Annotated in this window: 20 protein-coding genes; 10 read left to right on the top strand and 10 right to left on the bottom strand. The window is 60.8% G+C overall.

What is annotated here, in order from left to right; all coding sequences use genetic code 11:
- Positions 1 to 51 precede the first annotated feature (51 nt).
- Both A4R35_RS03710 and A4R35_RS03705 read left to right on the top strand, forming a co-directional pair.
- Positions 52 to 741, top strand: coding sequence for a metallophosphoesterase (locus A4R35_RS03710; RefSeq protein ID WP_112426664.1), 690 nt, complete (start codon positions 52 to 54; stop codon positions 739 to 741).
- 217 nt (positions 742 to 958) lie between these two features.
- Positions 959 to 1,444 carry an Hsp20/alpha crystallin family protein gene (locus A4R35_RS03705; protein ID WP_112426662.1) on the top strand — a complete coding sequence of 162 codons (486 nt, stop codon included), beginning with the start codon at positions 959 to 961 and terminating at the stop codon, positions 1,442 to 1,444.
- Positions 1,445 to 1,562: 118 nt separating this feature from the next.
- Here A4R35_RS03705 and A4R35_RS03700 read toward each other — a convergent pair whose 3' ends face one another.
- Positions 1,563 to 3,038 carry a glycosyltransferase 87 family protein gene (locus A4R35_RS03700; protein WP_112426660.1) on the bottom strand — a complete coding sequence of 492 codons (1,476 nt, stop codon included), beginning with the start codon at positions 3,036 to 3,038 and terminating at the stop codon, positions 1,563 to 1,565.
- Positions 3,039 to 3,455: 417 nt separating this feature from the next.
- Here A4R35_RS03700 and A4R35_RS03695 point away from each other — a divergent pair, with 417 nt between their 5' ends.
- From A4R35_RS03695 to A4R35_RS03685, 3 genes are all read left to right on the top strand, one after another.
- Positions 3,456 to 3,956 carry a redoxin domain-containing protein gene (locus A4R35_RS03695; protein ID WP_112426658.1) on the top strand — a complete coding sequence of 167 codons (501 nt, stop codon included), beginning with the start codon at positions 3,456 to 3,458 and terminating at the stop codon, positions 3,954 to 3,956.
- A 517-nt stretch (positions 3,957 to 4,473) separates the two neighbouring features.
- Complete coding sequence (locus tag A4R35_RS03690) at positions 4,474 to 5,919, top strand: NfeD family protein (RefSeq protein WP_112426656.1); 1,446 nt, start codon at positions 4,474 to 4,476, stop codon at positions 5,917 to 5,919.
- Positions 5,898 to 6,737: a slipin family protein gene (locus A4R35_RS03685; RefSeq protein WP_112426654.1), complete on the top strand. Its 840-nt coding sequence runs from the start codon at positions 5,898 to 5,900 to the stop codon at positions 6,735 to 6,737. Before A4R35_RS03690 ends, A4R35_RS03685 begins: the two co-directional genes overlap by 22 nt.
- 169 nt (positions 6,738 to 6,906) lie before the next feature.
- Here the strand turns inward: A4R35_RS03685 and A4R35_RS03680 are convergent, their stop codons facing one another.
- Positions 6,907 to 7,566 (bottom strand): orotate phosphoribosyltransferase, encoded by a 660-nt coding sequence (locus A4R35_RS03680; protein ID WP_052889045.1) that lies wholly within the window; start codon positions 7,564 to 7,566, stop codon positions 6,907 to 6,909.
- Between the two features lie 1,035 nt (positions 7,567 to 8,601).
- Between A4R35_RS03680 and abc-f the strand changes: the two genes are divergently transcribed.
- Positions 8,602 to 10,608 carry a ribosomal protection-like ABC-F family protein gene (abc-f, locus tag A4R35_RS03675; RefSeq protein ID WP_112426652.1) on the top strand — a complete coding sequence of 669 codons (2,007 nt, stop codon included), beginning with the start codon at positions 8,602 to 8,604 and terminating at the stop codon, positions 10,606 to 10,608.
- A gap of 39 nt (positions 10,609 to 10,647) precedes the next feature.
- Here the strand turns inward: abc-f and A4R35_RS03670 are convergent, their stop codons facing one another.
- Positions 10,648 to 12,513: a caspase family protein gene (locus A4R35_RS03670; protein WP_112426650.1), complete on the bottom strand. Its 1,866-nt coding sequence runs from the start codon at positions 12,511 to 12,513 to the stop codon at positions 10,648 to 10,650.
- Positions 12,514 to 12,753: 240 nt separating this feature from the next.
- Here A4R35_RS03670 and coaE point away from each other — a divergent pair, with 240 nt between their 5' ends.
- Positions 12,754 to 13,362: a dephospho-CoA kinase gene (coaE, locus tag A4R35_RS03665; protein ID WP_112426648.1), complete on the top strand. Its 609-nt coding sequence runs from the start codon at positions 12,754 to 12,756 to the stop codon at positions 13,360 to 13,362.
- A gap of 222 nt (positions 13,363 to 13,584) precedes the next feature.
- On the opposite strand, the gene A4R35_RS03660 is transcribed toward coaE, so the two are convergent.
- The gene (locus A4R35_RS03660; RefSeq protein ID WP_112426646.1) at positions 13,585 to 13,767 is read right to left on the bottom strand and encodes a hypothetical protein; all 183 of its coding nucleotides are present in this window, start codon (positions 13,765 to 13,767) and stop codon (positions 13,585 to 13,587) included.
- Positions 13,768 to 13,830: 63 nt separating this feature from the next.
- Positions 13,831 to 15,162 (bottom strand): TolB family protein, encoded by a 1,332-nt coding sequence (locus tag A4R35_RS03655; protein WP_146747101.1) that lies wholly within the window; start codon positions 15,160 to 15,162, stop codon positions 13,831 to 13,833.
- Between the two features lie 282 nt (positions 15,163 to 15,444).
- Here A4R35_RS03655 and A4R35_RS03650 point away from each other — a divergent pair, with 282 nt between their 5' ends.
- Positions 15,445 to 15,747 (top strand): GlsB/YeaQ/YmgE family stress response membrane protein, encoded by a 303-nt coding sequence (locus A4R35_RS03650; RefSeq protein ID WP_112426642.1) that lies wholly within the window; start codon positions 15,445 to 15,447, stop codon positions 15,745 to 15,747.
- A 252-nt stretch (positions 15,748 to 15,999) separates the two neighbouring features.
- On the opposite strand, the gene A4R35_RS03645 is transcribed toward A4R35_RS03650, so the two are convergent.
- Positions 16,000 to 17,025, bottom strand: coding sequence for an alpha/beta hydrolase family esterase (locus A4R35_RS03645; protein WP_189361283.1), 1,026 nt, complete (start codon positions 17,023 to 17,025; stop codon positions 16,000 to 16,002).
- A 364-nt stretch (positions 17,026 to 17,389) separates the two neighbouring features.
- Here A4R35_RS03645 and A4R35_RS03640 point away from each other — a divergent pair, with 364 nt between their 5' ends.
- Positions 17,390 to 19,264 carry an ATP-binding protein gene (locus tag A4R35_RS03640; protein ID WP_112426639.1) on the top strand — a complete coding sequence of 625 codons (1,875 nt, stop codon included), beginning with the start codon at positions 17,390 to 17,392 and terminating at the stop codon, positions 19,262 to 19,264.
- Positions 19,261 to 19,992, top strand: coding sequence for a response regulator transcription factor (locus A4R35_RS03635; protein ID WP_112426637.1), 732 nt, complete (start codon positions 19,261 to 19,263; stop codon positions 19,990 to 19,992). The genes A4R35_RS03640 and A4R35_RS03635 overlap by 4 nt, the downstream gene beginning before the upstream one ends.
- An 806-nt stretch (positions 19,993 to 20,798) precedes the next feature.
- On the opposite strand, the gene A4R35_RS03630 is transcribed toward A4R35_RS03635, so the two are convergent.
- The 4 genes from A4R35_RS03630 to A4R35_RS03615 form a co-directional block, all read right to left on the bottom strand.
- Positions 20,799 to 21,269: a hypothetical protein gene (locus A4R35_RS03630; protein ID WP_112426635.1), complete on the bottom strand. Its 471-nt coding sequence runs from the start codon at positions 21,267 to 21,269 to the stop codon at positions 20,799 to 20,801.
- 219 nt (positions 21,270 to 21,488) lie between these two features.
- Entirely contained in the window at positions 21,489 to 22,214 is a 726-nt protein-coding gene (locus A4R35_RS03625; RefSeq protein ID WP_112426633.1) for a universal stress protein, read from the bottom strand.
- On the bottom strand, positions 22,214 to 22,495 hold the full coding sequence (locus tag A4R35_RS03620) for a TMEM128 family protein (RefSeq protein WP_112426631.1): 282 nt from the start codon (positions 22,493 to 22,495) through the stop codon (positions 22,214 to 22,216). Before A4R35_RS03620 ends, A4R35_RS03625 begins: the two co-directional genes overlap by 1 nt.
- A complete protein-coding gene (locus tag A4R35_RS03615) occupies positions 22,492 to 24,240 on the bottom strand; it encodes an APC family permease (protein ID WP_112426629.1) in 1,749 nt (582 codons plus the stop codon). Before A4R35_RS03615 ends, A4R35_RS03620 begins: the two co-directional genes overlap by 4 nt.
- Between the last annotated feature and the right edge of the window lie 282 nt (positions 24,241 to 24,522).

Raw genomic sequence — 24,522 nt, 5'->3', positions numbered from 1 at the left:
GCAGGCTGCACCTGTTGTTGTCGTCGTTGTTGAAAGGGAGGTGAACCGCTTATGCGGAAGCACGTCAACACCATTCTAGCTACGGCAGAGCCATCGGGCCAATTGGCAGCACTGGAGCGACTGATGCGCCAGGCTCAAGAGCTGGATATTCAGGCAGTGGCCATACTGGGCAACCTGGCAGCGCGTAGCCTCAGCCCGCGCGACTACGGTCGCTTCTTCTCGCTGTTAGCCCAGAGCCGCCTGCCCACCTTCTACGTCCCAGGGCCAGAGGATGGGCCGTTGGCCCTCTACCTGCAGGAAGCAGCCCAGATCGAGGTTATCTATCCCTACCTGCATGGCGTCCACGGGACTTTCGCCCTGGCCCCGGGCTACGTGGTCTTCACTGGCATGGGGGGGACAATTACAGATGACCCTCAGCAGGCTCGCGAGGAAGAGGAGAGCCTGCGCTATCCGGCCTGGGAGGTGGTCTATCGCCTGAAGTTCCTCTCGGAGCTGAAGGATTATGAGAAGGTTTTCCTGTTCCACACCCCACCCTACCATAAGGGCTTCCATGAATCCGGCAGTCCAACTCTGGCCGAGCTGATCAAGAGCTATAGCCCGCGCCTGGTCCTGGTCAGCGGCCCCGAACGCAAGCGTGAGCTGCTTGGCACTTCCGCCGTTGTAGCTCCCGGCTCGCTCGCCAGAGGTGAGTACAGCATCATCGATTTGCAGCACCAGACCGTCGAGGGGCGAACACTGTAATAGAGGAGAAGAAAGCAAAAAGCGTATGGAGTGATTTATAGCCTGATCGGCGCCAGCCTGCCCCGATTGCCGCCGGTCAGGCGTCTCTCCCGGCGGAGGGTGAATAGTCACCTTTCTCTCGCTTCATCTGACCCTGCCAGGAACCGGAATGTGGCCAGCGTAACGGTGCGTAAAAGCTTACACCATTGATTGGACCGCATTGAAAGGAGGTTATAGCATGGCGCTGACACGAGGCTTCGATCCTTTCGCGGAGATGCTCAGCTTGCGCGATGCCATGAATCGCCTGCTGGAGCAAAGCTTCGTGCGACCAAGCTCAGCCCTCCTCGGCACTACTGGCTCGCGCATGATTCCTGTAGATGTGCTGGAGACAGAGCAGGGCTATCGCATTACCGCTCTGCTGCCGGGGGTCAAACCTGAAGATATTGAACTGCTTGCTCACGAGCATAGTCTGACCCTCAAAGCCAAATACCGTGGCGGCGAGGAGGATGAGGGCCAGCAGCAAGGCTCCTGGTTGCTGCGCGAAATCGGCAGTGGCACCGTCGAGCGCACGCTGGCCTTTGAGCGCCCTGTCGATGCCAACAAAATCGAGGCACGCTATGAAAACGGGCGCCTCACCATCTCGGTTCCCTTAAGCGAAGGCAGTCGCCCGCGCCGCATCAGTGTCCGGGCGGCTACACCTGTCTCTGCTGGTGCCACTCCCTGATCCCTTCCCTGGCATCTGGCCTGGCAGGTACCCTGAAGATGCGCCTGAGACGTACGGCAGAGGCAGAGGGAAGAGAGCCGGAAGGAGAGAGCGGCGCCATGACCTGGTGGCCGTCTCCTCAGCGGCTCCCCTCTGCTTCTCTCAAGGCCCCGGCACCGACCGCCAGTTGCGGCTCACTGCGCCGACGCAGGTCCAACAGATTGAACAGGTAGCCAAGGGTCAACAGCAGAAAGAGCAGGTTGCGCAGCTCGACCACAGGAAGAAAGCCAGGCACGCGCCAGACCTGGGTGGCATCCTGAACACGGGTATAGAGGAAGGGATAGATGAGCGAGGTCAGCAGAGCGATCAGCCCGAACCATAACAACCAGCGCCGCTGCGTTGCCGTCAGATAGGCCACCAGCGGCATCAACCACATCAGATACTGTGGGCTAAACACTTTGCCTGTTGCCACGAAGACCAGCAGCGCCGCTAGCGCGGCTTCGGAGAAAGCCAGCCGCCCGCGTACACTTTGCCAGAGCACCAGCCCATAGCCGGCCAGCAGCGCCAGCGTACTGCCGAGAGAAACGGCTGGGACCAGGGGACTCAGCAGGTTAATCGAACCATAGGTGTAGACCACGCGCACCGTCTGTCCCGCCAACGTCGCCAGCCAGATCAGCAGCGTACCGCTGGACTCAATCTGCACGGGGCGCTGGGCGAAATAAGCGAGCTGACTGGCCACTGCTCCCTGAAAGTCCAGGAGGGCGAAGGCCCCTGTCGTTCCGACCACCAGCGCGAGACAGAGCAGCAGATTCCGCCACTGCCAGCGCCGCAGGTACGAGGGAACTTGCGCCACCCACCCCACGATTCCCGCGGCAGTTCTGGCCCCATCCTGCTCAGCGGTGACCCTTGCCGCTTTTCTCGCCTGCTGCTCCGCGAAGAAGAGCGGAGGCAACAGCAGGAGCGGATAGATCTTCAACAGAATAGCCAGAGCCAGAGCGCAATAGGCCGCTGTCCAATGACGACGCTCTGCCGCCAACACGCAGAGCAAGGTTAAGGCTGCTGGCACAAGATCAAAGCGCAACAGAGCCAGGCCCCACTCGCCGAGGAACAGGTAGAACGTGAAGGCGAGCGCCGCCCCACGTGGACCCCAGCGCAGCAAGAGCCAATAGATCAACAGCGCTGCCAGCGCCATCAGCAGCCCAAAAAGCAGGGGATAGTAAGCGGAGGGCACGAGCAGGCCGGGAGTGAAGAGGACAAGCGTCAGCGGTGGGTACTCGATGGGCAGCATATGTAAAGGCGGCAGCCTCTCCACCTGGGCAGGCAAAAACGAGCAATCAATCTGAGGCGCCAGCGCTCGGGCCTGTCCCCCGAACCAGAAAGCCAGCGCGTAGCACTCGTAGCGCGTCACATCAGAAGTTGACCAGACCATCTGCCAGGAGGAGAGCGCCAGCATGACCAACAGTGCCAGCGCCAGAGGCAGAAAGGAGAGCGCTCCCCCGGCGGGATCGACCAGACGCTCTAGCCCGCGTCTGATCCCCAGAGCAACGGAAGAGAGAGCGGAGCCGAGAGTCTTCGTAGCGGGGAGGCATCCCGAACTGCTGCGCACATTTGACATACCTTTCTCACCAGGACTACAATTCGGAACAGCGTAAGATAAGAGAGGAACCGCCCTGCAGGGCGACTTGTTTCTCCTCTCTTAGATGTTGGCCTACTGCCTTGCCTGCCTTATCCCATCGGGAGCGGGGTGCTCAGCGCGGGGCGCGCCCACTGCCCTATCGCGTTGGCCCCGACGCTGCTAGCGCAGCTCGATCCTGCTCGCGCACTCCATGCGCCCAGCGTAAGACTGAAGCGGGCCGAAGCCAGAGCGAGAAGGCCCCCTCTGGGAAAGGCAGCTCGCACCAAGGATAGAGCAATCGCTCTGGTCTGTCAAGCAGCCTGGGGACGGGCATGCTGCCCACTCATAGCCCCAGCCGCCACCAGATCCAGAGGCCAGACAGTATTGCACTGCTTGTGAGAGGAGGACCCAATTCACATGGCTGAGTCCGCCCGTTCCTACACAAAAACCCTCAAGATCGGCGATGTCGCGCCCGACTTTACCCTCAAAAGCCATGTCCGTGAGGACTGGCATCTCGCCGACTTCCGCGGCAAGAAGAACGTTGTTCTGGCCTTCGTACCCTTTGCCTTCAGCCGTGTCTGCTCAGCACAGCTGCCCTCCTATGAGCGCGAACTGGAGCGCTTCCGAAGTGCCGACACCGAGGTTGTTGCCATCAGCATGGACAGTGTCTATACGCTGGACGCCTGGTCACAGGCAATGCGCACCTCCTTCCCGCTGCTGTCCGACTTCTATCCCCAGGGAGCGGTCGTCGATCTCTATGGGCTGCGCCATCCCGCAGGGATGTCGGAGCGTGCCGTCATCGTGATCGATAAGGAGGGCATCATCCGTCACATCGAGGTTACCGCTAGCCCTTCCGATCTGCCAGACAACCAGCAGCTCTTCCAAGTCCTGCACGCGCTCCAGGCCCAGACCAACTAGCTCACCAGGAGCCTCCCTTCTCCAACCAACCAGCCAATCGGACGGCCAGCCTCTTCCTGCACCAGTGAGAGACCCTGGCCGGCTGATTGGCTGGAAAAGAGGCCAATGGACCGACCAGGCACTACGCTCTCTCTCCTCTCTGTTCCGCCCAAGGGTAACCAGTCAGACGGAGCACATTGACGCAGTGAGAAATTTGCGCTATCATCTCGTATAGCAATAAGCAATACCCCAGACCAGTCAGCGGTAAGCACAGCCGAAGCGAGCACAGCGCCGGTCAGGACCACTCAGGCTCAGACTCGGAGAGGAGCGGGAGAGAGGGGCAAGAGAAACCGCAAGATTGATCAAGAGTAAGGGGGACCCAATGGAAAGAGGCAGAGAAGGAGGGACTGTGACCGGCAATCTTCCTCCGGGCTAAGTGCGGGCCTCGCTGGGTGGAACTGGCCTGGGGGCCTGGGATCGGCAGCAGGACAGAGCTGCAGCGCCCCGCTGCAGCCTTTGACCGCAAAGGACAGAAGCTATGGACATGCGCCACCATCGACGAGCGTCAACTGGCGTGCGATCCCTGGTGCTCGGGCTTGTCTCCCTGAGTATGGCTCTACTGGCTATGGCCGGAATAGCCTGCCTGGGCGCCCAACCCGCATGGGCCGCCTCCCCACACGTTGATGTGGCCAATCTCGACAGCGACATCAACCCGGGCGCGGTGCGTTTCCTCCAGCAGGCCATTGCCACTGCGACCAGCGATGGAGCACAAGCGCTTGTCATCGTCATCGACACGCCTGGCGGTGACCTGGACTCCATGAAGCAAATCACCCAGGCCGAGCTGGCTAGCACAGTTCCTATCATCACCTACGTCTATCCGCCTGGCGCACGGGCTGCCTCTGCTGGGGCCTTTGTGGCACTCTCTGCTCCTATCGCTGCTATGGCTCCAACCACACGTATTGGAGCATCCAGTCCTGTGAGCAGCACTGGCAGCAACCTCGATTCTACACTACTCAAGAAGATCGAGAATGACCTTGTAGCGCAGATCACCGGCACGCAGAATCGCTACGGGCGAAACGCCACCCTGGCTGCAAAAATGGTCACCGAGGCTGCTTCCTACGATGATCAGACCGCTGTGCGCGAGCACATCGTTGACCTCGGTGCCCGTTCGCTCTCCGAGCTTCTCCACAGTGTTGACGGACGCAGCGTTACCCTGGTCTCCGGGCGCAGTGTGGTGTTGCATACCACTGGGGTAGCCCTCACGACCTTCAACCCGGGGCTGTTTGAGGCGCTCTATAGCTTTCTTCTTGACCCCAACGTTGTCTTTCTCCTCTTCATTGTCGCCTTGATCGGCCTCTATCTTGAGATCGCCCATCCCGGGGCCATCGTGCCGGGCGTCGTTGGCGGCATTGCTCTCATCCTCTTCCTTCTGGGGGCCGGGTCACTCTCCCCCAACTGGACTGGCCTGCTGCTCATGGGCCTGGCCCTGGTCTTGCTGGTCCTTGATGTCCGTCTGCCTTCGCATGGTGTGCTGACCGTGGGTGCGGTCATCTCACTTATTATCGGCTCCTTGCTCTTCTTCAACAGTGATCAGGTGGAGCATGGACCAGGTGTCACCCCCTGGATCGTCTACCTCATGGCGGCGGTTGTTGGCTCGCTCAGCCTGGCTCTGGTAAGCGTCGTTGTCCGGGCTCAGCGCCAGCGTCGACCCTCGGGAGTCGAGAGTATGATCGGGGCCCGCGCAGTCACGCTCACGCCGCTGACGCCCGGCGGCAGAGTGAATTACAGTGGTGAGAACTGGGCAGCCAGTCTGGTTGAACCCTATACTTCCCTCGATGAAGGCTGTGAGGTCACCATTGTGGCTGTCGAAGGTCTCCGTCTCTATGTCCGACCAAACCAGCCGCCGGCTCCACCCGCCGATGGCACACCGACAGTCCCACCCTCAGAAAAGGAGGATTCCCAATGGGAAACTCTCTCGCTATAAGCGCCATTGTAGTCATTGTCCTCATTGTCGTGCTCATTCTGCTTTCTGGCCTGCGCGTCATCCAACAGTATGAGCGCGGCGTCCTCTTCGTTCTTGGCAACCTGCGCGGCACGCGCGGCCCGGGTCTATGCTGGATTCCTCCCGTGATTGCGCGCCTGCTGAAAGTCGACCTGCGCATCGTCACCCTGACTGTGCCGCCGCAGGAGGTCATCACCCGAGACAATGTGACCGTCAAGGTGACCGCTGTCGTCTACTTCTACGTGGTCAATCCCGAGGCCGCCATTGTCAACGTCATGAACTACCTGCAGGCCACGACACAGATTGGCCAGACTACCTTGCGCAATGTCTTGGGGCAGTCAGAGCTAGATGAGCTGCTCGCCCAACGCAACAAGATCAATCGCGAGCTGCAGGCCATCATTGACGAGTTCACAGAGCGTTGGGGTGTGAAAGTGACTGCGGTAGAGATCAAAGACGTGGAACTGCCAGCCACCATGCAGCGGGCTATGGCCAAGCAAGCGGAGGCTGAACGCGAGAAACGCGCCAAGATTATTCATGCCGAAGGCGAGCTACAAGCGGCCACACAGCTGTCCCAGGCGGCTAATATCATCGCCTCGGAGCCAGGGGCCCTGCAGCTGCGCTATCTGCAGACCCTGACCGAGATCGCCGTGGAGAAAAACTCGACCATCATTTTCCCGCTGCCGCTTGATCTCATCGAGCCGCTTCTCAAGACGCTGCATACGGCTCGTGAGGGCCGGACTGCACCAGTGCCCCAGGATGGCCCGCGTCCTGCCCCTGCCTCGCCTTACCCCCAGGGCTGAGAGCCGCTGCTTGAACAGACTGACAGCTTGCAGCAGGTGAAGAGAAGAGGCCACGGCCCATAACCTCAGCTGGCAGGAGTCCCTGGCCTCTTCCCTCTCTGTACCACGCTGTTGGCCATCCAACAGCTGACCAGGTCCCACGTAGCGAGCGGCTGTCAGTTCTTGCGAGCTATGACTGCCGCAGCTCTGCTCGCTTGCTCTGAAGATATTCTGAGCACACCCGATAGGTTTCTTCGGAGATCAGACCCCGCGACATATAGTGATTGAGCATCACATCGAGCTTGAGGATGCTGATCAGATTATAGCCATGCTGACGAAGACGCTCCGTAGCTCCATGCTCGCGGTCGATCAGCACAATAACATCTTTGACCTTCAGGCCGTGCTCTTCGAGCAGGGCAGCTGTCTCCAGCACGCTGCCACCGCGCGTGATCAGATCATCAATAATCAGCGCTGTATCTCCCGGTGTGTAGCGGCCCTCGATCCCTCGCTGGCCAGTCCCCTCTGGACGAATACGCGCGTAAATCAGCGGCGTATTCGTCTCTAAGGAATAAGCCGTTGCCAGAAGCAGCCCGCCGACTGGCACGCCAGCAACTACATTGAAGGGGTGGACCCGCGGACGCCTCAGCGACTGGGCAAGGCTGATCTCTTGCTGCATGAGTTTGCTGGCCACGCGCAGCGCCAGTGGATTGCTGATCAGCACCTTGGGATTGACAAAGACCGGGGAACTTACCGCCGACTCGCTGACCGTGAAGTTCCCAAACTGGACTCCATTTAGATCGAATAGGGCCTGGGCTAGCCAGAGGTTGTCAAGAGACTGCTCTTTGACCACGTGACATCCTTCCTTGCGACGAAGAGTTGGGTGGTAGGAGGATAAAATAGGCCTCTCGCTTGAGCACAGTATACCATACCAGCAAAGCAAGAAGGCAGAGGAGCAGGAATCCAACCAGGGAGGAAAACCCTCTGCCTGTCGTCTCTCATCATTAATGAAAAAACTGTCATGCTACTGGAATAATCCGACCCATATCTTCCCCTTTCCATGAAAAAATATTCATCTGACCAGGTGCGCCGTTCATGCAGTGTTCACGAGAATGAGCTATACTCTTTGACGTAGATGGTTGCCCGTGCCTTATACAAGCACATGCATCTTTGGATATGGCGGGGATCAGTGGCAAGGGATGAGGCCGGGAGGTAGGGAGGTGAATAGGGATCACAAGGGGTGGCTGGCTGACAGTGTAGAGGGGAGGAGAATCCGCTGTATAAGGCAAAAAGTCGATGACGGGGAGTGGATGGTAGGGAGGCAAAAGGGACAGCAGAGCGGAATCACCGGCACCGAGGAAACGAGAACGGGCTTGGAGGAACCAACCGCTGTTTGGGCTTATCCCAAAGAGGGAAGTGTTGGAGGATGGGGTGGCAAGGGAGCGGGATGAGAGTAGGTGGCATCGCTCACGGGCAATCTTCTCTCCACCATGCGGCTGACTGGACGCTTCTCTGATCGGTCCTCTCTGGGCAGTGCACGGAGAAAAGACCGTCGAGCATCTGGTCAGCCGCTCTGTCTTGGGGACGGTAGGGCCACCGCTCTCTCTGGAGACCCGCCATTCCTGCTGGGCGGGGGCAAGATCTCGGAGGAATCCGGGAGTGCTTGCACCAGGCTTGCTTTTATGATACCCTGTCTCTGCCTGCCGATCCGGGATGCGACGCGGGACCTTCGGGCGAGGAGAGAGCGGCGCGTCCGCTTGACCTGGCGAGCGTGCGACCTCGCCGGCGGGCGCGGGCGGCCAGTCCTTCCCACAGCGAAGGTGGCCGAAGCGCGGCTGGTCTATACTCGTACTCACACACTCTCACTCAGAAGCAACTGCACTGCTCTATGCCACTGATTAGCGTCAACGGTCTCGGGAAAGTCTATGGTGCTGAGCATCTCTTTGCCGGTGTCACCTTCCAGATCAACGAGCGCGATCGCATTGGACTGGTTGGCCCCAACGGGGCCGGTAAGTCAACGCTGCTGAAGCTCCTGGCCGGCTACGAGGAACCCGATGAGGGCACCATCCTGGTCGCGCGCGGGACCCGTATCGGCTACCTCTCCCAGACGCTCGACCTGCAACCGCAGCGCACTCTCCGCGAGGAGCTGCTGACGGTCTTCGACTACCTGCGCTCCTGGGAGCAGGAGCTGCAGGCGCTTGCCAATGCGATTGCCAGCGCCAGCGAGCGCGGTGACATCCGACAGCGCGAGCAGTTGCTGCAGCGCTACGCCGAACTCCAGCTGCGCTTTGAACATGCCGGTGGCTATACCTATGAGCAGCGTGTGCAGCAGGTGCTCGATGGCCTGGGATTCAGTCGCGAGTTGCACGATATGCCCATTGCCCAGCTCAGCGGCGGTCAGCAACGGCGGGCGGCCCTGGCTCGTCTTCTCCTGCAAGAACCCGACGTGCTCCTGCTGGATGAGCCAACCAACCATCTTGATCTGGAAGCTCTGGAGTGGCTGGAGGACTACCTGCAGGAGTGGAAAGGGGCGCTGGTCGTCGTTGAGCACGACCGTTACTTTCTCGACAAGATTGTCTCCCGCATTCTGGAGCTGGCCTTTGGGCGGGTCGAGGAGTATCCTGGCAACTATAGCAAATATCTGCAGCTGCGTGCCGAGCGCTTTGAGCGCCGCCTGCAGGAATACGAAGAGCAGCAGGAATTCATCCAGCGAACCGAGGAATTCATCCGCCGTTACAAAGCCGGTCAGCGCAGCCGGCAGGCCCGGGGACGCGAGAAACTGCTCAGCCGCCTGGAACGCCTCAACCGCCCCCAGGAATTCCAGGAGCTGCACTTCGATCTGAAGCCCTCGGTGGAAAGTGGGCGTGTCGTCCTCTCTACGCAGGGACTGGTTGTCGGCTATCGCCAGCCGGGTCGTGAACCCCGGGTGCTGGTGCATATGCCCGACTTGGAGATCATCCGCGGCGAGCGCATTGGTCTGCTCGGTCCCAATGGGGCTGGTAAGACTTCGCTGCTGCGTACCCTGATTGGCCAGCTGCCGCCGCTGCGTGGCAAAGTGGTCCTTGGCCACAATGTCCATGTCGGCTACTACTCGCAAACTCATGAGGATCTCGATCCCAGTCGCACGGTCCTGGATGAGATTCGCGAAGTAGCGGCCCTCAGCGAAGAAAGTGCCCGTGCCCTGCTAGCACGTTTCCTCTTCGAGGGCGACGATGTCTTTAAGACTATCGGGAGCCTGAGCGGCGGCGAGCGTAGCCGCGTGGTGTTGGCCAAGCTGACACTGCAGGGACCCAATTTTCTGGTGCTTGACGAGCCTACCAATCACCTTGATCTGCCCTCTCGTCAGTTCCTGGAGGAGGTACTGGCTACTTTCAGTGGAACTCTGCTCTTTGTTTCGCACGATCGCTACTTCATTGATCGCCTGGCGAGCAAGGTCTGGGTGATTGGTGAGGGCAGGCTGCACTCCTATGAGGGCAACTATAGTGACTATCGCCAGCATCTCCAGCGCGAACGCGGGCGCTTGCTGGCGCATGAACGCCAGGAGGAAAACGCTCGCGCTGCCTCTCAGGAGGCGGCCAGGCCGGAGACAGCGCTCGCGGAGGTCGGGACAGACCATGCTGGGGCTGGGCGGCGTCCCGGACGCGAGCGGCGCAGCCGCCGGGTAGGGCAGCCGCGCCTGCGCAGTCTGACCGAGGTTGAGCAGGAGATCGAACAGCGTGAGCAGCGTGCCCGCGCCCTGGAGGAGGCCCTCAATGAGGCCGCTGGCAGAGGAGACGTCGCCGAATTGCAGCGACTGACCAGCGACTACGAGGCAACCAGAGCAGAGCTAGAGCAGCTCCTCGCTGAGTGGGAGCAACTGGCGGCAAGCCAGAGCCAGATGGAGGCCTCCCGCTAAGGAACAGAACGGGCGGCGCCTCTGTTCTGTTGGCTTGCCTTAGCGACGGCGCGCGCCGCGCAGCCAGCCGCTCAGCAATCCAACAAGGGCCAGCAGGAATGGCAAGATGGCTACCAGGCCGAACCAGAGCAAGGCAAATTGGATAGCCGTAAAGCCCCGCGGATTGGCCTCAACCAGAGCCGCCAGGCGCGTTCGTCCGCTTTGGGTCAGAAGCAGATAGGCAGGCAAAGCCGTGGCTAGCAGGCTTACCAAAGGGATAGGGAGAAAGCGCCAGATGCCGTCGAAATAGCAACCAGAGAGCGCATTGGCACAGAGCAAAGCCAGGCCCAGGCCCTCGATGGTCAAGGACAAGGCTCCAGGCGCTCCTGGATGCTTGATGGCCAGCCAGGCCCCAAGCAATCCCAGCCCCAAACCGGCCACCTGCAACGCCAGGCTCATCAGCAAGGCCCGTCCCCGCCGACGTGGGCCTCGACCACTCTCCGCAGAGGCGCCAGCCGTTGCGGCAGCCCCGGCGCTAGACGAAGCCGTGCTAGGGCTGGGGCCGGGGAGAGGCGCGCCAGTGGGCGCTGCCGGCGTCTGGGCGACCGCCATCTTGACTAGAATTGCCGATCTGATCGTCTGCGTCTCTGCGTTGTGTGGATCAAGGGACAGCGAGCGTTCTACTGCCCGGAGTGCCTCCTCGAACTGTCCCAGGTTCGCCAGGAGGGCGGCGCGCATGCTCCAGGCCAGGGCGTTGCCTGGCTCCTGGCGTAGCACTTGCTCGACCGCTTGCATGGCCTCAGCAAAGCGGCCTGCTGTACCGAGCAGCTGGCCTTTAAGAAGGAGCGCCTCGGTATGGGTCGGCATAAGCTGTAATACCTGCTCCAAAGAAGTGAGAGCCTCGGCAAGCTGTTGCTGCTGGAGCAGGGCGCGCGCCTGCTGAAGCAAAAGAGCGGCCTGCTGCTCCGCCCTTGGCGTCGCTATGGCCGAGGACGGCTGCAGGGGAGAGAGCTGAGCGATGCCAGCGGGGGTCTGGGTCGGTTGCGGCATCTGGCCCATCTGGTGAACGGCCTGCAGAACCGTCCCCGGGCCTCCTGGCCGCTGGGGTAGGCCGGGGTGACCGTTGTCTCCACCGGCGCCGGCCCTGGCTACGGCTGTCGCCGGTCCTTCGGTCTCCTCTTCGCCTACCAGGACCACTGGCCCGAGACCCTGGCCAAAGAGCTGCGGACGCTGCTGCTCCCCGAGGCTCTGCTGCAGGTAGAGGGCAAGACGCTGAAAAATAATCTGCCCGCTTGTGGGATCAGCTGCTCCCCCACACAGCCCGAGCAGCAGGCGATGGGCCAGCATGCCCACATTTTGCTCTCCCTGTTCCGGCGCGAACTCGTTCCCGCGACAGGAGCAGAGCAGAAAACGGTTAGGTAGCTGCTGCAATGCTGCCAGGAACATGGGACCGGGCAGGGGCTTGCAATCGAATGGCGAGGCTCGCCGCTGCCCCCAGAAGCGTCCTGTCTGGAAGCAGTCGAGGACGCAGACAATAGCCCGCGCTGGGCTACGCCCGAGCAGCTGCAGCAGGGTTGTGGCTAGCGGCAGACCGCTGGCGGGTTGCTGATAGAAAGTATCTGCCAGCGCAAGGTGACCCTCAGCCCGCCCTTCATCGAGAAAAGCGTGCCCGGCGAAGTAGAGGAAGAGCGTATCATCGGGGCCCGCAGCCTGGAGGCAGAGCTGCGCGAGCCACTGCTCAATACACTGTCGCGTGGCCTGCGCCCCAAGCAGAAGTTGCACGTCAGAGGGATTCCAGCGTCCTCCCCGGCTATTCACCAGCCAGTGCGCAATGGCCCTGGCATCTGTCTCGGCGTAGCGAAGTGGTCGAAAACTGCTATCCTGGTACTGATTAATGCCGATCAGAAGGCCCAGGCGTCTGCCCATGCACGCTCCTTACTGCGATAGCAAAGATTGCGGAGTTATTGTACGATAAAATTCGCCAGCTTGGAAAGAAATGGTGTACGTCGGTACTTTTGGCAGGGTGAAAGCAAAGGCTGGACCGGGCGATAAGAAGCCAGACCAAGTGAGGAGGCTGACCAGCTCTCCCGCCGTCGAACTGCAAGCCAGCCTGGCAGACAACTGCTTGCCCCGATCATCTTGTTGTGAGAGGAGCATTGTTTAGCGATGCCGCGTGTCATTGGCCTGACAGGAAATATTGCCTGCGGGAAAACAACCGTGGGCAAGATGTTATTGGAATTGGGAGCAGAGCGCTACATCGATGCTGATGCCCTGGTCCACTCGCTCTACGAGCCGGGCCAGCCGATTACGGCCAGGATTGCTCAAGTTTTTGGCCCCTCCGTTTTGACCCCGGAGGGGCGAGTTGATCGTCAGGAGCTTGGCCATATCGTCTTCCGGGACCCCGAGGCACTGCGCCGGCTAGAAGCCCTTGTCCATCCCGCAGTTGGGGCAGCCATTCTGGAAGAGCTGAGCCGGGTCAGCCCCTCGGGCATCGCAGTGATCGACGCCGTCAAGCTGCTGGAAGGTGGGCACGCCGCTCTCTGCCAGAGCAAATGGCTGGTGATTTGTTCGCCTGAGCAGGAACTCCGTCGCCTGATAGAGCGCAGTCACCTCAGCGAGGAGGAGGCTCTGGCGCGCCTGCGCGCTCAACCTTCGGTCGAACAGCGTCTTCCGCTGGTCGATGAGGTGATTGATAACAGTGGCTCTCTGGAGGAGACCCGCCAGCAGGTGACCAGGGCCTTCACTCGCTTCTGCCAGCGCTTTCCTCCCTCCTGAGCACGCGCTCGCTGAGAAGCGAGGAAATAGAGCCGGCCTTCTTGGCCGGCCCACCCTCTTGCCAGTCAGTCTGCGCTCCTGATCTCTCGCTGCTACCTTGCCTGGCGACCCTACCTGGCCAGGCTACAACGGCCACCTTTGATCGGAACCCTGCGCTCTGGGCAGCCTGGCGCGTAGTCAGAGACCTCCCTGCCCTCCCAGGGTTTTCGCGCCTTGCCTCTCCTAGAATTCCTTATGCTGGTTCTCTAGCTTTCGGTGAAGCTCTTCGATACGCTCGATAACTTCATCGAGGGTCCGAAGCCCCAGCTCTTCCATGTCATCGCGAATAGTCTCCAGAATTTCTAGCATTTCAAGGTCGTCATACTCTTCAGGATCAAACTCTTCCTGTTCGAGATCATCGGTCATGGTTATACTCCCTTCTGAGATTGCTGCCCTGGCTGAGCCAGCGGCGCGTGAACCACTTGCCCATTATAGCAATGGGGCCTGGAAGAGAAAAGAGACAGCGCTATCTTGATAGCTCCAGCCGACCTGAGTGATGGGGCCGTTTGTCAGCAGACGGGGAGCCGCAAGTGGCTGACCTTGGGCATTCAGCGTCAGCAGGTAGAGGCCGTTGCCTTCGTGAAGCAGGCTGTTTCCCTGCCACCACAGCCGCCCGCGCGTCAGGAAGACAAAGCTCCGGCTATCGCTCCCCCAGAGGCTATTTGGCACAGGCTCTAACAGCGCGCCCACCGCTGGTAGCTGGCTGCTGGCTGCACCGAGCGGCCCCAACGGAGTCCGATCGCTCAAGAGCAGCTGCTGTCTCCCCGTCTGGACATCGACCAGCCACAGGGTATGGCGCCCATCGAGCAGCAAGAAGCGCCCGTCAGGAGACCAGAAAGGGACGCTGTCGCTCTCCGCCCGGATGCTCAGGCGAACGCTTCCATCCAGGTTAACGATGAGATAGCGGCCATCGGCTGTGAGGGCCAGCACTTGCTGCCCGCTGCTCGACCAGGCAAACTGCTGGCAGCTACAGGTGAGAAGCGGGCGCGTCTCGCCCGTTGGCCGCTGCAGGAGCAGAGCAACCTGCTTCGCCGAGCCGTTTGGGGCCGTTGAGACCGCGTAGAGAAAAGACGGCTGTGTCTGGTGCGGCTGCCAGAGAACACGCTCCAGGGTGGCTGGCAGAGGGTGACCGGGCGGAAGTCCAGGCGAGAGCCAGCGCTGCTCAGGGCCACTGGGGTTGAAGGTGAAAAGACCGTCTTGATCAACCCCCAGAATGCTTCCAGCCCCGTTGTTGAGCGAGGGGATGGCCAGGCTGGCTGGCAGTGTGCGCGTAGCAATGCCGCCTGGCTGGTCGTTTTGGGCAAGCTCCCAACGCAGCTGAGAAGTGCTTCCTGTGAGGGTGAGACGATAGAGCAGACGGCTGCCCGTGGGGTCCCACCAGGCATCGCTGATGCGCACGGCGGCGCTCGAGAAGAAGATTGGGATGGGCGAGCCGCCGTCAACGCCAACGGTATTCAGCCCGGCAGGCGCGTCGGTCACCAGCCCGGTCAGGGGATCTGGCTTGAGACGGCGCCCCGCCGCGCTCTGCGCGTAATCACTATCCAGCGTGCGGAACACCAGCAGATGGTGATCGGGCGACCAGCCTACTCCCACCACCGGGGGGGTATTGTCAGCTACTTCATAGGCGCCGCTGCCATCGGGGTAGATGGTCCACAGCTGACCATCGCGCACAAAAGCAATTTTGGCTGTGCCGCTGTAGCCCGGGCTGCAGGCGCTTGGTCCCAGCGCGAGCACGACCCAGCTCAGCAGGACCAGAGTCATGATACGCCGCCTGCTGCAATTCATGCTCCAGAGTATAGCGCTCCCTCCTTTGCTCGTCAACCTTGCCTGGGGACCGACACAGGAGGCGCCTGGCTTTTCCTGCTCCTCCCGCTCATGAAAGACGAACCTTGTATCCCTTTTTGATCCCTTCGCCGTGTTAAGGATGGTGAGTGTGATTTGTGCCAGCGATCGAGGAGAAAAGTAAAGAAACCTACCTGGCACAAATGATCATTCAATCATATTCAGTCTTCTTTTGGTCTACTCGAAGGAGGGACACCTATCATGACAGCAGCTTCGCTTGTGCTTGCTGCCACGTTAAATCCTGGTGGCATCATTGCCTGGCTTATCATTGGCCTGATCGCAGGAGCGCTGGCCGGTTTTCTGGTCAAGGGAGGCGGCTTCGGCATCGTTGGAGATATCATCGTTGGTCTCATTGGGGCCTTCCTTGGTGGTCTCATCATGGATCTGCTGGCGCCGGGAGCCAGCTTCGGTTTCTGGGGTAGCCTGGTCGTGGCTCTGATCGGAGCCTGTATCCTGATCTTTCTCCTGCGCCTCTTCTCGCGCGGGCGCGGCAGCACCGTCTAAGAGGGTAGTTCAGGCTGAATCTGGATGCAGACAGACAGACAAACAAACTTCGCATACCTGCACTGCATACCTCACGCCAACGAGCGAGTCTGTCTGTCTGTCTGTCTGGTCCAATGGCCAGGCAGGCTCACGAACGTGGAGGCACCTTCCTCTAGCTTGGCTTGCCATCAAGCCGAGGAGAGCCTCACTCGTGAGCCTGCTCACTCTTTGATACGATGACTATTGGAGCGTGAGCCATCCCTGCCTGCCTCCTCAGACGCCAGCCAGCGGGTGAGCCGCGAAGAACTGCCAGATCACCGCTGTCGCGTTGAGTGTGTGGGTCGTCTTCCCAAGATAGGGCACAGGGATCAGCGAGCCGGGCCAGGTATGGCCGCCTCCAGTCACCCGGTAGTGGACCACCAGGCCGGGGGCTGTGCAGCGGGACCACTCTTCGCCAGTGATATCGTCTCGGGCCAGAAAGACGTCTGGGCCTTTTTGGCAACCATCGCGTCTGGCCCAGTCCTCCAGCCATTGTGGAATAGGAGGCAGGCCCACGCTCGCTTTTCCCTCGTAAGGAACGATGAAATCGCCTGTCCCATGAATCTCCAGGATGGGAACACTACGCTGAGGATGGCAGCCCCCGGGAATAGGGTAGAAGGCACCCGAAACCGGTGCAAAGGCGGCAATTTGCGTCGAGAGACGACAGGCCAGCAGGGCCGTCAGCCCTCCCCCATTCGAGAGACCGGTGGCGAAGATTCGCCGCAGATCGATACACCAGTGCGTTTCCAGCGTCTGCAGCAGGTCTCTTGTGAAGCGCACGTCATCGACGGGCGTGGGATGAGGGCCATAAGCGTTCCAACCAGTCTTGCCGTCGGGGGCCAGAACGCCATCGGGATAGACCACAAAGAAATCTTCGCGGTCTGCCAGCACAGAAAAACCCGTATAGGTCTCCTGCTGCTTGCCACTGCTGCCATGCCCGTGGAAGTTGAGCACGAGAGGCAGGGGCAGGTCTGGCTGGTAGCCCGAGGGAATATGCAGGCGGTAGCTACGGGTTACTCCACCTGATAGCAGCGTCTCCACCAGCGTGGTGCCGCGGGCGACAGCAGGTTGTCCACAGCCTTGACTCTTCTGACTTGTCACTGCCGGTGTCGGGGACGCCTGGCCGCTATCTCCACTCTGGAGGCTGGTGCTCCCACCAGGGCCGCCTGAAGCAGTGCTCCCACGGCAGCCGCTCAGCAACACCACTAGAAGGAAGACCACCCAGGCCACACGATCGCCACTCCAACGTGCCTGTCGCATAAGCGTTGCTCCTTCAGAGGTAATAATGATGAATGATCGGAGAAGGCTGTTCTCTGGCGATCCTTCCTTTGGAGAAGACGCTCCAGGCTGCCCCATCTGGTGGATGGGCTTTAAGCCTGTTGACTCCTGTGCGTTCTCTCGCTCCCGGTTAGGGGGGCTGGCGCCAGTCTCTCCCGCTCGCTCTCTCCCTCCCCTTGCCGGTTAGCAGGAAAGCAAGCAAAGAATTATAATAAAGGGAAGCGTCAAGCAGGGAGAGATCTCTCCCTGTTCCCTCTAGAGGAATGGGAACTGTACCCCAGCACTGGTCAAGCGGTCTCTGGGGGGCCGTACCTGCGCCTGACGCAGATCAAGGGGCATCGTGACCATGAGAGAGCAACGTCATCCAGGTGACCACTTTCCTCCGTTGCTGGAGCGACCGCAGCGGAGCTGGCAACGTCTGCTGGTCGATTCCCTGCTGGCATTCTTTGCTGCGGCCCTGGTCACCGCTGTGATCTATACCTTTGCGCTCTACCCGCGCATTCCCAACATCTCGCTGCTCTATCTCCTGGTGGTGCTGGCGCTGGCCAGCACACGCGGTCTCTATGCGGCGGTGCTGACTTCCGTTCTGGCCTTCCTTTTCTTTGACTACTTCCTGGTTCAGCCGCTCTACAGCCTGACCGTCAACCGTTTCGAGGAATGGCTCGCCCTCTTCGTCTTTCTCACGGCGGCAATCATCACTGGACAGATGACCAATGCGCTGCGCAGGCAGGCGGATGAGGCCCGGCGGCGCGAGCGGGAGACCCGCATTCTCTATGATCTGGTGCGAGCTGCCAACCACGAAGAGGACTTCCAGCACCAGCTGGCTATTGTGACGCAGGCCGTGGTCCAGGTCTTTGCCCCCTGGGGGGTCTGCGACTGCGTACTGCTACTGCCCGATGAGCAGAGCAGGTTGGAAGTACTTGCAAGTGCGCAGACACCTCGGGAGCGCTTTCGGCTCTCGTCGGACGAGCAGGCTACTGCAGCCTGGGTCATGGCTAATGGCCAGGCCGCCGAGCTACATGATGTCCCTCTGGAGGGGCATGGCCCCTATGGGCGGGGCCTGCGCGCCACTCTGCAAAGTTCGCTGCGTGGCTGGGGCCGGCGCCGCTATGCCCGACTGCTACCACTCAAGACGGGCGAACGCGTTCTGGGCGTGCTTCTGCTCCTCATGGAAGAAACCGAGTGGCCCCACCTGGGCAAAGCCCGCACCCGGCAGCCGCGCCTCAATGGAGCCTCGGCGGTCCTGGAGGGACCGTTCTTCTCGGCTTTTCTTGACCAGGCTGCGGCAATCATCGAGCGCGCTCGTCTCAGGCGGGAGGGCCTGCAGCTAGAGCTGCTGCGCCAGACTGATGCGCTGCGCACCGCGCTGCTCTCTTCCGTCTCACATGACCTGCGCACTCCTCTGGCCTCCATCAAAGCGGCAGCCAGCAGCCTTCTGCAGGAAGACATTGTTTGGGACGAGGAGAGTCGGCGCAGCTTTGCTCTGACCATCGAGCGTGAGGCCGATCGCCTCAACCGTCTCGTCGAAAATCTGCTCGACATGTCGCGCATCGAGGGCGGCGCCCTCAAGCCTGAGAAGGAATGGTATCCTCTTGACGAATTGATCCACGATGTCCTGCTGCAACTGCAGCCGCTGCTGCAGCAGCGGCTGGTGCAAGTTGACCTGGAGGAGGACCTGCCGCCCGTGCCGGTCGACTATCTGCAGCTCAGTCAGGTGCTCACAAACCTGATCGAAAACGCTGTGCGCCATACCCCTGCCAGCAGTCCAATCGAGATCAGCGCCAGACGGTGCAAGGGATATGTGCAGGTCAGTGTTGCCGATCGCGGGCCAGGCATTCCTCCCGCTGATCTGGAGCGCATCTTCGACAAATTCTATCGCGTGAGGCGTGCAGGAAGTCCAGGTAGCGGAAGCGGGCGCGCCGGGGGCACCGGACTTGGCCTGGCTGTTTGTAAGGGCCTGATCGAGGCCCACGGAGGACATATCTGGGCCGAGAACCGCCGAGGGGGGGGCGCCGTCTTCCACTTTACTTTACCGCTCAGCGATCACGAGAGCCAGACTGCGGGAGAGCAAGCTGAAGCAGCCGCCGCTGCGCCGGGAGCGACCATACCAGCAACCTGGCCTGTCCAAGCGCCTGCCTCGCGCGAAGAGGCCGCGGAGTCGAACAATCTGGCTCAGGTTGGTAAGAGAGAGCAGAGGGAGGAGGAGCAACCGCTCTCATGAATACAGCAGGAGGGGCACGTATCCTGGTTGTCGACGATGAGATCGAGATTGTCCGGGCACTTCAGCGCAGCCTCAGCGCCTATGGCTATGAAGTCTATGCCGCCAGCAGCGGCGAAGAGGCCCTCGAAGCGCTTGGCCACTTTCGTCCAGATGTCATGCTGCTGGATCTGGGACTGCCAGGGATCAGCGGGCTGGAGGTCTGTAAGCGCGTGCGGGCTCACTCGAATCTGCCGATCATTGTCCTCTCGGTGAAAGACAGTGAGCGCGATAAGGTGCTGGCGCTCGATCTGGGAGCTGATGATTACGTCGCCAAGCCTTTTGGGATGAACGAAGTGCTGGCCCGCATCCGAGTTGCGCTGCGGCACGCGGCGCCGTTGCAGGGGGGGACAGCTGCCGTCTTTAAGGCAGGCCCGCTCCGCATTGACTTTGCGCGTCGCCTGGTGCAGCTCAACGGTAAAGAGGTCAGGCTCACCCCGACAGAATACGAGCTGCTCAAGGTTCTGGTGCAGAACCGAGGCAAGATCATGACACGCCAGATGCTTCTGACCCGCGTCTGGGGTAGCGGCTACGGAGGCGAGGCTCACTACTTGCACGTCTACATTGGGCAGTTGCGGCGCAAGATCGAACCGGACCCGGCTCATCCTCGCTTTATTCTCACCATCTCCGGCGTCGGCTATCGTTTCTCGGCTGAGGAGGAGACAGCAGGCGAGGAAGCAGATGAGGGGTGACGGAAGGCAGGCGAAGGGGAAGTAGCCCGCCAAGGAGTAAGAAGCCTGGCGCTCCTTTGGCGCCACCTGATCCGGAGCAGATGGCCACTGGCTGCGGGCTGATTGCTGCAGAGCAGAGACATTTCAAGAGTGAGGGGCGATCCCTCTGAGTGGCTGAGCAGCCTCCACTGACCTTTGCCTTGCAGGGTCCAGGAGGCTCGTCCGCTGCAACATAGTACAGAGGGTCGTCCTGCAACCTGGGTGCTCTGCCTGCCAGCAGGCTCCCCAACGCCAGGCCCCACAGGTAAGCCACCTGCCCGCCCGGCCTCAGGGCAGACTCAAGAAAGACCAGGCTTTGGCTGGGCTGGTGGAACAACCATACGCACCACTCTTCTCGGACGCTGCACCGGTGAGGGCAGGCCCAGGTGGTGGCTGGCTCCTGCCTCACGCGGGGAAGTTCAGGATGGTTCCCCAACCCTTTTCCTCGTCTCCTGGGCATTCGGCTGTGATCCTCTGCCCCAGCCACTGTGGCTATCAGCTTGACCACCAGTACGGCGTCATTGCGGTTCGCCAGGTACCCAGCATAAGCGGCAGCGGACTGATATCGTGAGCGGGCCAGAAGGCAGCCAGGGCAAGGCCGCCGTCCCTGCCGCAGACGCGGACCTGGACACCAGACTCACCCGTGCCTGCGGACGGAGGCGGGAGAGGCAGAAGCGGACGGGCTGGGGGCTATTTCTGGTCAGTTAAGTCAGAACTGGCCCAGCCCACAGCGCCGTCCCGCCGGTCTCCTGGCCAGGAAGACAGGAACCGAGAGGCTCTTCAGGTTCTTAGATGCTCACCCAGATCAGTGGCCAGAAATTCTGGACACTTCCCTGCACATAGAAGCCATCTTGAGCCTTTTCTAGCTGGAACGAATAGTACCCGGCGCCACCAGTGACCGTCACCGTCCCGCCGGCCTCGGGTAGCCAGGCCGTCCCAATGGGCACATCATTCAGGTAGAGGGTCAGCAGCATGGCGTAGCCAGGGCGGTAGTTATAGGAGGTAAAGATCCACTGGTGCGTCCCAGCATCCAGATAATACTCGTCGCTGCGCGTGACCGCCGAAAAACTATAGCCGAAGCTATAGTGCTGATCGGGGCTATTATAATAGAAGCGTGAGCGAAGGATAGGCAGCTGAGCCCTTGTCGCCGTAGCTGGCTTATGGGCCAGGGCTGCCGCCTGGGCATGAGCCGGCAACAAAAGCCAGCAAGAGACAACCATCGTCAGGGCAACACTCAAGGCAAGAACCCAGCGTTTCATCAACTGCACTCCTTTCCAGCATTCCCAGCTAGCTTGCGGTATCTGCCAGAGCTTGTAGCCCCTGCTGAACAGAGAACTACTAGTATAATTATAACGCGTTTTGCAAGATCAAAAAGCGAAAAACATCAATATATTGATCTGCATTGCCAGGCCAGGTATTACACAAGTATTTTAGGAAGCAAAGGCTGGTGGGTGCTAGTGGAGGGAGGAGTCAGGAGCTCAGCGACTGGTACCGCTAAGCTCCTGGGAGGCCTCATGTGTAGGGCTGCCACGCTGGGGCTCCACGCCAGAGGCATGCTGCAGGGTGAGGGGGGCAGGCTCCTGCTCGCGCGAAGGAGGAACGCGGGCCCCGCTGAGCACCAGCACCTCGCAGGGAGCATGCTTGAGGACATACTCGACGGCGGGATCGATCTGCTGCAGGCTACCGCGCACGCGCACGGGGCAGTTCGCCACAATAATCAGATCAGCGGCGCTTTGCGTTGCCTCGTAAACAATGGCCGGGCCGGCCTGCCGAGCCTTCAGTAGCCGTACCGTTAGTGTTGAAGGCGTTTGGCTCTGGCGCGCCACCGAACGTGCACGCTCTATCAGAGCCTGGACACGTTTCTCTTCCTCGCCCAGTGTTGCGTCCAGGGGCAGCATGAAGGGCACCTCAATCACGGCCAGCGCCCAGACGCTCCCATTGCGGTGGCGAGCCATCTGGAGTGCCAGGGCCAGTGCGCGGTCGGTCTCCTCACTACAGTGCAACAGCGGTACCAGAATCCGAGTCATTTTATTGAGTGAGCGTACGGCCCGGCTGGCCGTGCGGCTCAGCTCGGTCTCTGGAGGCAGATGGAGCATCCAGCCGAGGACCCCGATAATCGAAGCGGCAAACAGCAGGGCGATCACCACACCGGTAGGAGTAATCAAGAGTGGATTGGTTGAGGTGGCTACCAGCATCGCCAGCATTACTGCTCTCCTCCCCTGCGTTGGCGGGCGTGGGCCAGGCGCCAGGGAGGGAGCAGCTGAAGACGCACCATTCCCAGCGCCACAAAGGCCAGGCCCAGCAGCAGCAGCGTCCAGGCCTGCCAGCCCAGCCAGAGTGCCCGCAGGCTAATGATCATTCCCAAAGGAATAATGAGGACGCTGACCATCTGGCGGTAGCGCCCCCGCCAGTCGCGGCTGCTCTCTCCTTTCTGCTCTAGCCTCTCGCAGGCCTGTTCCCTCTCTCGGTTTCGAGGTACCCTCATCCTTCTCTCCTTTGCTCCTCTTCACGAGCACTTGTCGTCGTACGTCGACCATTGCCTCGGCTCTCCTGGGGTGGTACCGGTACTGACACCACACGAGCAGTGGGAGGAGCCAGAGGCGCGCGCCCCTCTTCGCCGGCGAGAAGGCGTTTGCGAGCCAGGTTCTCGCGCAGCTCCTCGACCAGGTCGTACTCCTCGGCGTCCGCATAAACAGCCAGTTGCTCCTCGGGCCAGTTGCGGGGCACGCTGCCAAAGACTGGCAGACCCGAGCGCTTGCGGTGCCAGACATAGATGAGCAACCCCAGCAGCAACCAGCCTGGTCCCGCCAGCCGTCCGATAGCGTGCGTCAGTACCACCATCACCAGCATACTGCTGATCCCCAGCAGGCCCAGGATACCGACCACTGGCAGGAAGCGGCTTTCTCCATCTTTCCCGCGGAAGCGGAGATTCAGCGGCACCTTGAACGGTCGTGGCGTCCAGGGGTCGACGAAGCGCAGCACCAGCAGCGAGATGAAGACCAGAATATAAGCTGTCGCGGCCCCAAAGGCGTACATATTGCCCAGGACATCGTAGGCATTGGGCGAGAGGCCAGCCAGCCACAGCTCCAGCAGAGCAAAGCCCGAGAAGACTACCAGCGTGCGCACGGGGGTGCGAAATTTGGGATGCACTCGTGCCAGTTGCCGCGGCAGCAGGTCGTAGCGCGCCATCGAATAGGTGATGCGCGACGAGCCGAACACGCCCGCGTTCGACGAGATCAGCACCAATGTCGCGCCCAGCAGGGCCACATAGGGACCGGCGACCAGGCCGAGAAAAGGGATATGGCTGGCAAGCCAGGCGATCGGATCGCCGTTATGCTCGGCGAAGGACTGCCAGGGCAGCATTGCCAGTCCCAGATTCGAGAAGGCCAGTGCGTAGATGAGCACCGTCAGAATCAGGGCCAGCGAGGTTCGCGGTACCACCTTGCCAGGGCGAATCGTCTCCTGGCTGGCCTGACTGATCGATTCCAGGCCGACGAAGGAGATGATCGCCAGCGAGGCCCCATACGCCAGGTGATAAGGGTCGGGCCAGGACTGAGTCATCTGCCGCAGCAAGAGTTGCGGATCAAACGCGAACAGGAAGCCGAAGAAGAGAATCGTCGACTCGCTGATCACATCCAGGGCGCCTAGCACCTCGTTGAAGCGCGAAGATTCGCGCACCCCGATAATATTGAGAATGGTCAACAGGACCACGAAAATGGTCGCTTCTAGAATGAGCCACGGCTGAACGCCGGCCAGCGTCAGACCGCCCAGGTGCAGGTCGATGCGCGTATTCAGGACTGGCAAGAAGAAATTGATGTAGCCAGCAGAGGCCAGAGCGAAGAGCGAGATGTCAATAGTAAAATCCAGCAGGACGGCCCAGCCAGCCACAAAGCCCCAGAAATCACCCAAGCCGCGTAACACATAGAACTGGCCACCGCCAGCCATTGGATAAGCAGCCGCCAGCTCGGTGTAGGCCAGGCCAACCATCACATAGACCAGGCCGGCGAAAAGAAAGGCCACATTGGTCGCGCCCTGGGCCGCGGCCATCACAATGCCCAGTGCCACATAGACATCGGCCCCCACATCGGCGTAGCCCCAGGTATAGGAACCCCAGACCCCTACTGCCCGCCTGAGTCCCGGCCCCACGCTCTCCTGGGCTGCTGCTGTGGTAGTGTGCCCATCGGCCTCAGTGGAGGCGAGTGGCGCTCGCGCTGACTGATTGCCGAGCATGAGACTTCCCTCCTTCTCTGCAGGACGGGGCCGTGGGAGCTGATCCTTCTTCCGTACGGCTCTTGGGCCGGTCTCGTCCTTCCGGCAGGAAGAAAGTGGAAGGGCTGAGTCCCGGCTCCTGCGGCCCCACCCTGTGAGAGTTACCCCCATTATAGAAGCGGCCTCCTCAAGGAAGGCTCAAGAAAAAGGAGGGCCTGCTCAAAAGCTGCTCAAGATGGCCCCCTTCTCCCCAGACGGTCTGCATACTGCCGTTGCCCTTGCGCTTTCTTTCTCCAGAAGATA

It is taken from the genome of Thermogemmatispora tikiterensis (assembly GCF_003268475.1).
GTDB lineage: Bacteria > Chloroflexota > Ktedonobacteria > Ktedonobacterales > Ktedonobacteraceae > Thermogemmatispora > Thermogemmatispora tikiterensis.
Note: the sequence above shows the minus strand (reverse complement) of the source record. Positions and strands in the feature narration are given on the sequence as shown.

What these genes read in the sequence shown, in the direction of transcription:
- A4R35_RS03710 (WP_112426664.1), top strand. Translation starts at nt 52, where the DNA reads ATGCGGAAGCACGTCAACACCATTCTAGCTACGGCAGAGCCATCGGGC.
- A4R35_RS03705 (WP_112426662.1), top strand. Translation starts at nt 959, where the DNA reads ATGGCGCTGACACGAGGCTTCGATCCTTTCGCGGAGATGCTCAGCTTG.
- A4R35_RS03700 (WP_112426660.1), bottom strand. Translation starts at nt 3,038, where the DNA reads ATGTCAAATGTGCGCAGCAGTTCGGGATGCCTCCCCGCTACGAAGACT.
- A4R35_RS03695 (WP_112426658.1), top strand. Translation starts at nt 3,456, where the DNA reads ATGGCTGAGTCCGCCCGTTCCTACACAAAAACCCTCAAGATCGGCGAT.
- A4R35_RS03690 (WP_112426656.1), top strand. Translation starts at nt 4,474, where the DNA reads ATGGACATGCGCCACCATCGACGAGCGTCAACTGGCGTGCGATCCCTG.
- A4R35_RS03685 (WP_112426654.1), top strand. Translation starts at nt 5,898, where the DNA reads ATGGGAAACTCTCTCGCTATAAGCGCCATTGTAGTCATTGTCCTCATT.
- abc-f (WP_112426652.1), top strand. Translation starts at nt 8,602, where the DNA reads ATGCCACTGATTAGCGTCAACGGTCTCGGGAAAGTCTATGGTGCTGAG.
- A4R35_RS03670 (WP_112426650.1), bottom strand. Translation starts at nt 12,513, where the DNA reads ATGGGCAGACGCCTGGGCCTTCTGATCGGCATTAATCAGTACCAGGAT.
- coaE (WP_112426648.1), top strand. Translation starts at nt 12,754, where the DNA reads ATGCCGCGTGTCATTGGCCTGACAGGAAATATTGCCTGCGGGAAAACA.
- A4R35_RS03660 (WP_112426646.1), bottom strand. Translation starts at nt 13,767, where the DNA reads ATGACCGATGATCTCGAACAGGAAGAGTTTGATCCTGAAGAGTATGAC.
- A4R35_RS03655 (WP_146747101.1), bottom strand. Translation starts at nt 15,162, where the DNA reads ATGACTCTGGTCCTGCTGAGCTGGGTCGTGCTCGCGCTGGGACCAAGC.
- A4R35_RS03650 (WP_112426642.1), top strand. Translation starts at nt 15,445, where the DNA reads ATGACAGCAGCTTCGCTTGTGCTTGCTGCCACGTTAAATCCTGGTGGC.
- A4R35_RS03645 (WP_189361283.1), bottom strand. Translation starts at nt 17,025, where the DNA reads ATGCGACAGGCACGTTGGAGTGGCGATCGTGTGGCCTGGGTGGTCTTC.
- A4R35_RS03640 (WP_112426639.1), top strand. Translation starts at nt 17,390, where the DNA reads ATGAGAGAGCAACGTCATCCAGGTGACCACTTTCCTCCGTTGCTGGAG.
- A4R35_RS03635 (WP_112426637.1), top strand. Translation starts at nt 19,261, where the DNA reads ATGAATACAGCAGGAGGGGCACGTATCCTGGTTGTCGACGATGAGATC.
- A4R35_RS03630 (WP_112426635.1), bottom strand. Translation starts at nt 21,269, where the DNA reads ATGAAACGCTGGGTTCTTGCCTTGAGTGTTGCCCTGACGATGGTTGTC.
- A4R35_RS03625 (WP_112426633.1), bottom strand. Translation starts at nt 22,214, where the DNA reads ATGCTGGCGATGCTGGTAGCCACCTCAACCAATCCACTCTTGATTACT.
- A4R35_RS03620 (WP_112426631.1), bottom strand. Translation starts at nt 22,495, where the DNA reads ATGAGGGTACCTCGAAACCGAGAGAGGGAACAGGCCTGCGAGAGGCTA.
- A4R35_RS03615 (WP_112426629.1), bottom strand. Translation starts at nt 24,240, where the DNA reads ATGCTCGGCAATCAGTCAGCGCGAGCGCCACTCGCCTCCACTGAGGCC.